General features: G+C 63.3%; 13 protein-coding genes and 1 pseudogene. 1 reads left to right on the forward strand and 13 read right to left on the reverse strand.

The window, feature by feature from the left end:
* Positions 1-29: 29 nt before the first annotated feature.
* The 5 genes from FHS82_RS15530 to FHS82_RS15550 all read right to left on the reverse strand — a co-directional run bounded on the left by FHS82_RS15530 (position 30) and on the right by FHS82_RS15550 (position 4,858).
* Positions 30-776: an SDR family NAD(P)-dependent oxidoreductase gene (locus FHS82_RS15530; protein WP_166954442.1), complete on the reverse strand. Its 747-nt coding sequence runs from the start codon at positions 774-776 to the stop codon at positions 30-32.
* A 127-nt stretch (positions 777-903) separates the two neighbouring features.
* Complete coding sequence (locus FHS82_RS15535) at positions 904-1,797, reverse strand: LysR family transcriptional regulator (RefSeq protein ID WP_208394271.1); 894 nt, start codon at positions 1,795-1,797, stop codon at positions 904-906.
* A gap of 90 nt (positions 1,798-1,887) precedes the next feature.
* A complete protein-coding gene (locus tag FHS82_RS15540; RefSeq protein ID WP_166954444.1) occupies positions 1,888-3,303 on the reverse strand; it encodes an MFS transporter in 1,416 nt (471 codons plus the stop codon).
* A gap of 14 nt (positions 3,304-3,317) precedes the next feature.
* The gene (locus FHS82_RS15545; protein WP_246225365.1) at positions 3,318-3,947 is read right to left on the reverse strand and encodes an SAM-dependent methyltransferase; all 630 of its coding nucleotides are present in this window, start codon (positions 3,945-3,947) and stop codon (positions 3,318-3,320) included.
* Entirely contained in the window at positions 3,944-4,858 is a 915-nt protein-coding gene (locus FHS82_RS15550; RefSeq protein ID WP_166954446.1) for an NAD(P)/FAD-dependent oxidoreductase, read from the reverse strand. The genes FHS82_RS15545 and FHS82_RS15550 overlap by 4 nt, the downstream gene beginning before the upstream one ends.
* A gap of 124 nt (positions 4,859-4,982) precedes the next feature.
* On the opposite strand from FHS82_RS15550, the gene FHS82_RS15555 reads away from it, so the two are divergent.
* Positions 4,983-5,474, forward strand: a complete 492-nt coding sequence (locus FHS82_RS15555) for an Rrf2 family transcriptional regulator (protein ID WP_166954448.1) — start codon at positions 4,983-4,985, stop codon at positions 5,472-5,474.
* Positions 5,475-5,548: 74 nt separating this feature from the next.
* Here FHS82_RS15555 and FHS82_RS21495 read toward each other — a convergent pair whose 3' ends face one another.
* The 8 genes and pseudogenes from FHS82_RS21495 to FHS82_RS20930 all read right to left on the reverse strand — a co-directional run.
* Positions 5,549-6,781 carry a DUF3363 domain-containing protein gene (locus FHS82_RS21495; RefSeq protein ID WP_377699994.1) on the reverse strand — a complete coding sequence of 411 codons (1,233 nt, stop codon included), beginning with the start codon at positions 6,779-6,781 and terminating at the stop codon, positions 5,549-5,551.
* 168 nt (positions 6,782-6,949) lie between these two features.
* Positions 6,950-7,456: pseudogene (locus FHS82_RS21500) on the reverse strand (relaxase/mobilization nuclease domain-containing protein); the annotation flags it as partial.
* Positions 7,457-7,599: 143 nt separating this feature from the next.
* Positions 7,600-7,908, reverse strand: a complete 309-nt coding sequence (locus tag FHS82_RS15565) for a hypothetical protein (protein WP_166954452.1) — start codon at positions 7,906-7,908, stop codon at positions 7,600-7,602.
* Positions 7,905-8,837 (reverse strand): lytic transglycosylase domain-containing protein, encoded by a 933-nt coding sequence (locus FHS82_RS15570; protein WP_166954454.1) that lies wholly within the window; start codon positions 8,835-8,837, stop codon positions 7,905-7,907. Before FHS82_RS15570 ends, FHS82_RS15565 begins: the two co-directional genes overlap by 4 nt.
* Positions 8,834-9,226, reverse strand: a complete 393-nt coding sequence (locus FHS82_RS15575; protein ID WP_377699988.1) for a DUF736 domain-containing protein — start codon at positions 9,224-9,226, stop codon at positions 8,834-8,836. Before FHS82_RS15575 ends, FHS82_RS15570 begins: the two co-directional genes overlap by 4 nt.
* A complete protein-coding gene (locus FHS82_RS15580; protein WP_166954456.1) occupies positions 9,205-9,750 on the reverse strand; it encodes a S26 family signal peptidase in 546 nt (181 codons plus the stop codon). Before FHS82_RS15580 ends, FHS82_RS15575 begins: the two co-directional genes overlap by 22 nt.
* Entirely contained in the window at positions 9,747-10,265 is a 519-nt protein-coding gene (locus FHS82_RS15585) for a DUF2840 domain-containing protein (protein ID WP_166954458.1), read from the reverse strand. Before FHS82_RS15585 ends, FHS82_RS15580 begins: the two co-directional genes overlap by 4 nt.
* Positions 10,265-10,457, reverse strand: a 193-nt coding sequence (locus FHS82_RS20930; RefSeq protein ID WP_208394272.1) for a hypothetical protein, incomplete at its 5' end; no start/stop codon positions are given. The genes FHS82_RS15585 and FHS82_RS20930, both read right to left, overlap by 1 nt.

Genomic DNA, 10,457 nt, shown 5'->3' on the forward strand with positions numbered 1-10,457 from the left:
GAACGACGGCGCATCGCCAAAGCGGGCGCTCACCAAGGATATGCCCCGTCAGGCCCAGTGAAGCTTCCGGTCGGGCTTTCCGTGTCTAGCGCCGCAAGAACAAGTGGCCGTGCCCCGACCTCAACGGTGTCCGTTCCTTGGAAATCGTTGATGGCGGTTGCCGTGTAGCTGGGCCCCGCCACACGAACCTTGATGCCGGTGCCTTCGAGTTCGATGGCGAGCGCCAAGGTAAAGGCGTTGAGCAGCGTCTTGGAGGCTGTGTAGGTCGCACCGAAATAGGGGCGGAACGGAAAGTTTGGGTCGGAATTGAGCGTCAACGAACCCACCCCGCTAGAGACGTTCACAATGCGTCCTGCCGAGGACGAGCGGATCAACGGCAGCAGCGCTTGCGTCACGGCGAGAGCGCCTAAAGCATTTGTCTCGAAGACCGACCGAATTTCGTCCAATGACGCGACACTCGCCGCGCTCGCGGCGATGACTTCTTCCCCGGTCGCATAGCGCCCCGATTGAACGATTGCAGCGTTGTTGACCAAAAGGTCGAGGCGGCCGAATTCAGCAGTAACACGTTCCGCCGCGCTCGCTATGCTCGCCGCATCTGTAACATCGAGCTGGATGGCAACAGCGCCTTCCCCGATCTCCTCGGCCGCCGCCTGCCCATTCGAAGAATCCCGTGATCCCACAAGGACGACGTAGCCGTGACCGACCAGTTCCTTGGCGACCTGCTTTCCAAGCCCTTTATTGGCCCCGGTGACTAGGGCGACCATCTTCTCCTGCATTGATCTTGGCTCCTTTGCACTGTTCGCTCTCGTAGATCGCAAGAGCGGTTCGCCACATATCTATGACGCGCCAAGGCCACGCAGTAGGCAGCAGACAGGACTAGCTTTCATTCCTTCATGGAATGGATTACTGAAGCCGGAGGCTGGCGTGCCTATCCAGACATTGCGTGATGAAATCGCTCACTACCCGGACCCGTTGTGGAACCCGAGCGCTGCCGTAGATCGCATGAATGGGGATAGGCTCTGGAGTAAAATCCCCCAGCAGTTCGACCACATCCCCAGATCGAAGTTCCGCTTCGAACAAGGCGCGCGCGCTTTGCACGATTCCAAGGCCCGCAAGGACGGCAGCATGCGTATCCGCTGGATTATTGCAGCTAAACCTTCCAGAGGCTGGGGTCACGATCTCCCGCTCGCTGTTCTTAAAATGCCAGTTGCTGATCGCGCCGAGATATCGATTTGCCAAGAGGTGGTGCGCATCTAGATCGGACGGCTTTAACGGCACGCCGTGGCGCGCTAGATACTTAGGACTTGCGATAGTCGCAACCTGCATGCTTCCGACCCTGCGCGCCAAAAGCCCGGAGCTATCAAGCTTGCCGATGCGGATAGCTAGATCGAGCCCCTCTTGCACCAGATCGGCGTATCGTTCGGAGACGACAAATTCAACCGTAACGCTGGGAAAGCGGAGAAAGAATTCCGGGAGTGTAGGCACGATCATCATGCCTGTCAGGAGCGGCGGGGTTGCCACTCGAACGGTCCCGTTTGGTTGCTCGTGAGCGTTGGCAGCCCGACTCTCGGCGTCATCTAGCTCGCCCAGTATTCGAATGGCTGCCTCATAAAAATCGACGCCCGCTGGCGTGAGACGAAGCCTGCGCGAGGTTCGGTTTAGTAGTTGCGCTTTTAGTCGCTGCTCCAGTGCTGCGATCTGTTTGCTGACGGCCGGTTGCCCGACACCAAGCTCGCGCGCAGCTTGGGAGAAGCTCCCACTCTCCACAACGCGGACGAAAAATTGTAAGGCTGCCATCCGATCCATTCCTTGAGAGAATAGGTCAGGCAAGCGTCATTGCCAACCGCTTACATCGTCAAATCCGACTCCATCGACGGCGGCCTTCGATCACGACCGACTCCGTTTTTGTTTGGCGAGCAGGAGCACAACCACAAGCGCAAGGGCAAAGAGTCCGGCTGTGCTGGCGAACGTGATGCGGTAGGCACCGATGTCCGAAGCTGTTCCCGCCAGCTTTCCGCCCGCAACGGCTGATAGAAAGATGGTGTTGAGCATGGCCGAACCGAGGGCTCCGCCGACCTGTTGAGTGGCGTTGACGAGCGCGCTCGCAACACCGGAATCCGTCTCATCGACTTCGAGCAGCGCCAGACTCGATGCAGGAGCGAAGTAGAGCCCAAGCCCCAAGCTCATCAGCGTGAGAGCCGGTAGCACCAGACTCAAAAACCCGGAGGTTTCGCTGACCTGTGCAAGCCAGATCATGTTCAGCAACGCGATACCTAAACCAAGGATCATAACTTTGACCTCGCCGAAGCGCGGAGTCAGACCCGACGCGATCATCGCGCCCGCAACGATGCCGATCGTGAACGGCAGAAAGGCTATTCCGGCCTGGAAGGGCGTGAAGCCTAGCGTCACTTGAAGGTAGAACGTCAGGAACAGCGACACTCCCAAAATCCCTGCACCCACAAGGAGGAAAGACAGGAATGCTGCCCCTCGATTTCGGTTCATGAAGATTCGCGGCGGCAAGAGAGGGAAGGAAGCCTTGGCTGATCGGAGCGCGAAAGCGATCAAAAGGATCACCCCTGCCAGCACCGAAGTTGAAGTGATCGGCGCAAACCATCCTCCGGCTTCACCGGCCAGCGTGAAGCCATAGACCAGGGAAGCCAGTCCAAGCATGGACAGCAGCGCGCCCGGTATATCGAAGGGGCCGGCCGCCTCGGCGCGGCTTTCACGGATTGAGCCGAGCGCCCCCAAGATAACGACGAGAGCGATTGGCACGTTGATGAACAGGCACCAGCGCCAACCCAAGTATTCGGTCAGGATGCCTCCGAGCAGCATCCCGACAGCAGCCCCGAATCCCTGGACAGCACCATAGACGGAGAATGCCTTTGCGCGTTCGCCCGGCTCCGTAAAGGTAGTGGTCAGCAGGGAGAGCGCGGCAGGTGCGAGCAATGCAGCAAAACCGCCTTGCAGCGCACGCGCCGCGATCAGACTTACGCCGTCAACCGCAAAGCCGCCGAATGCGGAAGCCGCCAGAAACCCACACATTCCTATAATGAAGACCCGGCGACGGCCGAAGAAGTCGGAAATCCGCCCACCAAGGAGCAGCAATCCTCCGAAGGTCAGAGCATATGCCGTCACTACCCAGGGACGATGCACGTCGCTAATGCCAAGATCGGCCTGGGCCTGCGGCAGAGCGATGTTGATGATGGACCCGTCCAGCACCATCATCGCTGTCGCAATCGCGATAAAGGTCAGCGCGGACCAACGTTTTGGGTCGGGCGCTTCTTGAAGAAAATCTTGTTCCATTTTTTAATCCGGCGTCAGAGACGTTTGAGAAAAATGACGCTGTCGCGGACGGTGGCGATTTCGCCATCTGGCCCGGTAGCCTCTCGATCGAGTGCGTCGACGTGGACGGGAGCCCAATTCCGCTCGTCCAGATCAAGCGTTTCCAGCGTTTCGGCGGCGGTCAGAAATCGCCAGTCGGCCGGCGCGGACGACCAAGGCGATCGGGAACCATGGTCGATGATGAGAAGATGACCACCCGTCGCGACGGCCTGCGCTGCGCGTCTGAAAACCCCGTCGCGCGGGAAAGCGGCAAGGAAGCTCACTGCTACAAGATCGAACGTGCCGTCGGGAAAGGTGCGAGACAAATCATGTTGCTCGAAGGCAATTCGATCCGATACGCCGGCCCGCTCGGCATTCGCCGCAGCATAGTCGAGTGCCGTTCGCGAAATCTCCACGGCCACGACGGACCATCCTCGTCCGGCCAGCCATACCGCGTCGTCTCCCTTGCCGCAGCCGAGCTCCAAGGCACTTCCTGTCGGCAAAGAACCTGCAAAGCGTTGCAGCGCCTTGCCGGGCTTCCCGCTGGTGCGGGGCGAAGCGGCACGATAGCGTTCCTCCCAATATCGCGCGGCATCGGCTTGCATGGCCTCGAAATCCCGGCTCATTGCGCATCCCCTCCAAGGCCGTAGATCAGAGAGTGATGGGCAGCGCCGGCCGCCATCGCGCCAGCGGCAGCGGCAAAGGTCGCGTTCGCCATCGGGCTTGCCGCATCCCCTGCCGCGAAGACGCCGGGCACCGACGTTTCCTGCCGTTCGTTCACCGCGATGAACCGTCCTGTCGGTCCGTCCTTGAACGTGCAGCCCAGCGGCCCGGCCAGGTCGATGTCCGGCTCCGTCTGCGGAGCTATGAACAGACCGAACAGTGGCACCGTTCTGCCATCGGTGAGGCGAACCGCCTCCAGGGCCGGGCTTGGGCCGAGAAGTTCCGCGATCGGCGTCGTCTCGATCGTCACGCCTCGCGCGGCGAGTGCGACGGACTGCTCCGGGTTGGGCACGAAAACGTCCTGCGTGAACAGGGTCGTCGGTCCCCAGTCAGGCACCAGCATGGCTTGGTGCATAACCAACTCACTGCTGGCGAGAACGCCTATGGGTTGCTGGCCCAACTCGAACCCGTGGCAGTAGGGGCAATGTAGGACGCTCACGCCCCAGCGTTCTTCCACCCCCGGAAGTGGCGGCAGCTTGTCGCGAACCCCGGTCGCAAGGATGAGTCGCTTGGCCGACACGTCGCCGCTGTCCCAAAGCGACACCTGGAATCCCGCGCCGCTCGCGCTGGCCTTCCCCGCATATCCCTTATGCAGTTTGACCGTGGTGTATTTGGCGAGCTGCGTCCTGGCCGTCGCGATGATCCCGGCTGGCGACTGCCCGTCCTGTCCGAGAAAGCCGTGCGAGGACCTGGCAAAGCGATTGCGGGGCTCGCCCGCATCGACCAGTAGCACGCGCTTGCGTGCTCTACCTAATTGCAGCGCAGCGGCTTGCCCGGCAAAGCTTCCACCGACGATGATGATCTCGAAGTCCATGAGCAAGTCCCCTTCTCGTATCTCTATAAGTTACGGAATAGAGCAGTGGCCGTCAACTCCCGTGACTCGCATTGTTACGGTAAGCGAAGGCTGCTAGGATCGGCGTAGATCGAAAGGAACATTGATGCCCCGTGATACCCGCATGTCCCGCATGCTTCATGTGTTGATCCATATGGATCGGCATGTTGAACGGGCGACGTCAGAAGACATTGCGAAGATGCTCAGCACAAACCCCGCCGTCGTGCGAAGAATGATGGCAGGGTTGCGCGCAAAGGGCTTTGTCAAGTCTGAGGCAGGACACGGTGGAGGCTGGCAACTAAGTTCCGGTTTGGACGCAATCACGTTGCTCGATGTTTATTCGGCGATCGGCAAACCACCGTTGTTCAACATTGGGCCGAATGCAGAGCATGCGGAATGCGGCGTCGAACAAGCTGTGGATGCGCGCATGGAGAAAACATTGGGCGAGGCGGAAGCGCTGCTCATGCAGCGTTTTGCAACAATTACCGTTGAGGACTTGGCGGAAGACTTCGACAACGCGGTGGCTGCGCGAAAATCCACCGCACAACAGAATTGCGCCGGAAGCGAGCAAACCCTGCGTCCTGGATCGCGAAAATAGGCGGCGAGCATCGTGACCCCCCGATGACTTCGCGATCGAACTGGCGTTTGATAGCGCCCCGGCCGCGATGCCAACTAAAGCCCCAACCCTCTCTGCCGCCCCAACTGCCACGACACCGATCCGCCCTGCACGACGCCCACAACCTCGCGGCCGAGCTGGCTGTCGATGACTGGCCGCCACGGGACAAGCGTGAACTCATGGGATTTCTCCACCACGGCGAACTTGCCGCTCGATAGCTGCACGGTCCCGGTGAACTTGCCGCTGACGCTCTCGCCGTCCGTCGCTGCCCGGAACGGCAGCACCTTGCTTTCCGCCATCTCTGCCCCGACACGGGCAACCTCCCGCTCGCGCAGCGTGGCGAGAAGGCTGCGTCGGTAGAACACGCGGCCGTCCCGCGCTCGGCTGGCATCGCCCTGTTCGATGTGATGCTCGCGGCGCTGGTCCATCGCCTCGCGCACCTGCTGGCCGAAGCCGGTCGGGGCAAGGTCGGTGGTTTCGCTATGGATCAATCGCCGGTCCAGCCAGGTCGCGCCGTCCGATCCGATCTGCTTGCCTAGCTCGACCGGGGACAGGACGCGAACACTGGCCTGCCTGTCGCGGCCGGCATCGTAGTCGGCGGCGCGGCTGACCAGATCATCGGGGATACGCCATTGGTCGGCGTCAATCCTCTCGACGATCCCGGCCCGGCGCAACGCCTCCAGCCTGCGGACATGAGCATCGACATAGCCCTCATAGTCGCCGCCCGGAACGCGGCCCTCGAATTTCGCCCGCTCCAGATGGCGGCTCGGCCGATAGATACCATCCTCGGCGATGGCCGTGATGGTGCGGTCGGACGGCCGGGCCGTCGCCTCGTCGGGGCCGATCTGGACAACGCCGCCGATACGGGCGTCCTCCAGCCGCTCGGGCGCGATGCCGGCGACGTGGTGCGTCCTGCCGTCGATCCCGTCCACCACGATTGTCAGGTTCTCGCCCAACTCGTCGGACAGGTGCTTGTCCACAACGCGGCCGACGATGGGCGTCTCGGGCGCTCCGTCATGGATTTGGAAGCTCATCGGATCGCGCTCGCCGGCCTGCGGGCCGAGCGCCTTTTGCATGGTGCGGATAATGTCGCCACGATCGCCAAGCTCGCGCAGGGCCGGCTCCATGTCCTTGTTCAATTCCCAAACGCCGGGCGCGTGCTCGGTCGCCAGCCCCATCTTCTCCAGCTTGGCGAGGCGGCGCAGGCGTAGTGTCCGCTCGAACTGCCGTCTTGGCGCTGCCGGCTCGTGGCGAAGGTCGAGGAAACGGGCATCGGCTTCCTCGGTCATGGCGCGGTCGATCCGGGTGAAACGATCTTGGTCGATTTCGGCCGACAGTTTGCGGGTCTGCTCGATCTCGGTCACGGGGCCAAGCTCCAGACTGGCAAGCTCGCTGGCGCGCTCGCGCAGGCCAGCAGAGAGATAGTCGCCGTTGATGACCAGATCCCCGCCCGTATCGTCGCGGCCGTTGACGATGATATGCACATGGGGATGGCCGGTGTTGTAGTGATTGACGGCAACCCAATCGAGTTTCGTGCCGAGGTCGGCTTCCACCTGTTTCATGAAATCGCGGGTGTAGGCCGTGAGGTCCGACAGCTCCGCGCCGTCCTCGGGCGAGACGATGAATCTGAATTGGTGGCGGTCGTCCTTGCCGCGATCAAGGAAGGCGTCGCCATCGGCACGGTCCTCGGTCGCCGAATAAAGCCGGCCCCGCTCGCCATCGCGCGATGTTCCGTCACGCTGGACATAGCGCAGATGCGCGCGGGCACGGCCGCCCTTCCATGCGGCCCTGACGCTGCGCTGCTTGACGATCACGCGGCGGCTGCCCGGCTGGCGATGATGCCAATGGCCGGAGATATTGCGGGCGCGCACGAAGCTCGCGCCCCGACCGCGCTTCACGCCCTTGCCGCTGGCGGCGACGGTGCGGGATCGGCCCGTCGATGACGGGCGGGCGGATGACGGCATGGAAGGGTTGCGGGAGGCTGCCGCCTGATGCTGGCGGGTGATCTTCTTGACCTGCGTGAAAAAGCTCTTGGTCTTACCGGCCTTCGGCGTGTCGGATCGGATGCGGCCGGGCTTCGGTCGGAAGCGGTTTTCGTCGTCGGCGCTCAAGGGCGCGACTCCAGCCCAAACCGCCTGAAAACGGCCGATATGGGCATATGGTGCCGCTCGAAACCCAGCAAAGCCAAGGCTTTGCGCGAAATCGCGGCACGCGGCCCCTCAAAACCATGGTGCCGGAACCGGCTACCTAACCAGTGTGCAGACAACAATAATTTCCAGAAGCGGCCCGATATGGTGCCGTCTTCTTTAATCTTGCCCTCCGCCCTTTCTGTCTTTTCTGCCCCTCCTGCCGGGCGCAAACCTGCCCGACCGGATGCCGAAACCAGCGCCGCCGAGCGCGGGAACGCCGCCCTCATGGCGTTCTCCCATCGCTGGCGCTCGCCACGAAAATGCTGCCGTCCTGCGGCTCCGCACGGGCGGGGTCGCGCGCCGGAACAGCAGCGCGGCCGTCGCCCGTTTGCACCTCGGACGGCGGCGCGGCGGCAGCCCGCGCGTCGCCCGGACGCATGACGAACAGCGGTGCCTCGCGCCAATCTGGCTGCGGTGGCGGTACCGATGACGGCGCTTCGGTTGCAGTCGCGCCGCCGAGGATCGGCGCGAGCGCGGCGACATAGGCCCGCGTTTCGGCCGGCAGCGTGCGGCCGGTCGCAACGTATTCGTCATAGCGGCCGGGACCGGCATTGTAGGCCGCCAGCATCGCGCCGACATTGCCGTAACTGTCGAACATCTCGCGCAGATAGGCGGTGCCGGCGAGGATGTTATCGCGCGGGTCGTAGGGATCGCGGCCGAGGCCATGGCTCACACGCAGGCCCGCCCATGTATCGGGCATCACCTGCATCAATCCCATCGCCCCGGCCGACGAAATCGCGCGCACGTCGCCCGCGCTCTCGGCGCGCAGCACGGCGCGTATCCAGTGCTCGGGGATGCCGAACCGCTGCGACGCCTCCGCGATGTGAGCCGCATAAGGATGGGTTGCGGCCGGGCGCTCGACCGACACGGATTGCGCGACAGCGACGCCCGATCCGATGCAGACGGAAAGCGCCCCCGCCAGCAGCAGGACGGCACAATGCCATGCCGGCCTGTCTCCGCTTCGCCGCCAGCCTGCCAGCGTGCTCGCTGCGGTCAAGGGCAAGGCGCAAGCGCCGGCCGATGGCCGCCCCTGACCTTCGCTGCGCGCGCCGGCCGTCTGCTCGCCGAGCGGGACGAAGGGATGAGACGGCTTTTCTGCGAACAAAGGGATGCCGATCCTTGACCGGATGGCGGGCCGAACGCGCGCGGCCTTCATTCCTCATCCTCGATCTTCCGGGCGTGCTTCCAACGCAGGGTCCAGACCGAAGGATCGTCGTTGGACTGGAACAGTTTGGCGCGGATCGGGAACGGGAAAATTGGCCCCTCCAATCGCATCGACACGAACTCGCCAGCGTTTTCGCTGGAGTCTTTCCATGCGGGGCCGGCGTCCGGGCCGTCCTCGCTATCGAGGCGCACGCGATAGTCGGGCGCGTTCTTCACGTCGCTCGGCTTGGCCGGAACGATGAACAGCTCATCGCGGAGGCCGAACGAATGTAGCTTCCCGGCATAGCCGGTTTCGGTGCGGGTGAAGGTGCCTATCTCTGCCATGGAAATCTCCTGCGGTTGGTTTTCGGGGGTTGGTTTCAGTGCGTCGGCGCGCGCCACTCGTAGCGGCCGACGCCTTCCTCATCGGTCCAGAGCGGGACCGCTCGGCCGATGACGGAAGCTGCGGGGATGGGTCCGAAATACCGGCCGTCGAGGCTGTCGCGGACTTCCCAATTCATGAGGAAAAGGTGGTCGTCGCCGATGACACGGCAGCCCTGCCAGATGGGCAGATCGCGGCCGAGGCTATCGCGCTCCAGCGCCTCGCCCATCTCGATCCCGTTCACCGTGATCGTGCGGCCGGCGCGACAAACCCGCTGTCCGGGCAGGCCCAAGACACGCTTCAAGAGCGGGACGCCTCGCGCGATATAGCCGCGCTCGACCATGAAGGCGGCGAGCGGTTCGGGCGGCATGATGGCGACCAGCTCGGGCACGTCCATCCGGTCGGCCGGCTCGACGGTGTAGAACCCGACCGGCGCGCTTGCGGTGGCGTTCCAGATGAGTTTCGTCGACGTCTCGACCACGCTTGCGGCGGCGATGCCGATGACGGCGAGCGCCGTCACCGTGAGGGTGCGGCGGCGCGTCATGGCTCGATCCTTCGGCGATGAAGCCAAGCGGCGTGTCGCTCGGGCGTGTAGGCGTGCGGCTCCAGATTGGCGCTCAGACGGTTGTGGACGTGCCGCCAGTGGTCCGGCGAGGCATCGGTCGGATCGAGGCCGAGCGACTCCACGGCGTCGATGGCGGCAAGCGCGCGCTGCACTTTCGACCAGCTATCGAGGCGCAACAGGATTTCGCCGCCGGGGCGGACGAAGGGCAATGTCTGGAACGGCTCGCCCCTGCCGATGGCCCGCACAATGTCGATGCGGGAAACGACCGTGCCATGGTCGCCGCTCGCCCATCGCACGAAGGCAAAGATGCTGTTCGGCGCGAAGCCGACGATGCTGCGGCGACGGTCGATGATCTGCTCGTAGCTCTTGCGGCCGAAGCGTATCCAGTGCTCGACCTTGCGTTTCTCGAAGGTCAGATCGACCAAGGTGGTGAAGGGCGCAGGCCCGTCCGGCAGCGGACGGCCGTGCGCGCTGCGGTGAGCGCGACGGGTCATTATTCGTCTCCGGGGATGTGCTGGGGGCTGCGCGGGCGCGGCGTTTCGTGCGCGGCGGCCGTCATGGCTCGCCCCTTCGGGCAGAACCGGCACCACGTGTCGTTTTTCCAGGTTTCGTGAATCGGCGAGAGAGCGGACGTGAGTCCGAACAATGGTTTGCGCGCATAGATGTTGTTCCATGTTTGTGAACTG

The organism is Pseudochelatococcus lubricantis (genome assembly GCF_011762225.1).
Taxonomy (GTDB): domain Bacteria; phylum Pseudomonadota; class Alphaproteobacteria; order Rhizobiales; family Beijerinckiaceae; genus Pseudochelatococcus; species Pseudochelatococcus lubricantis.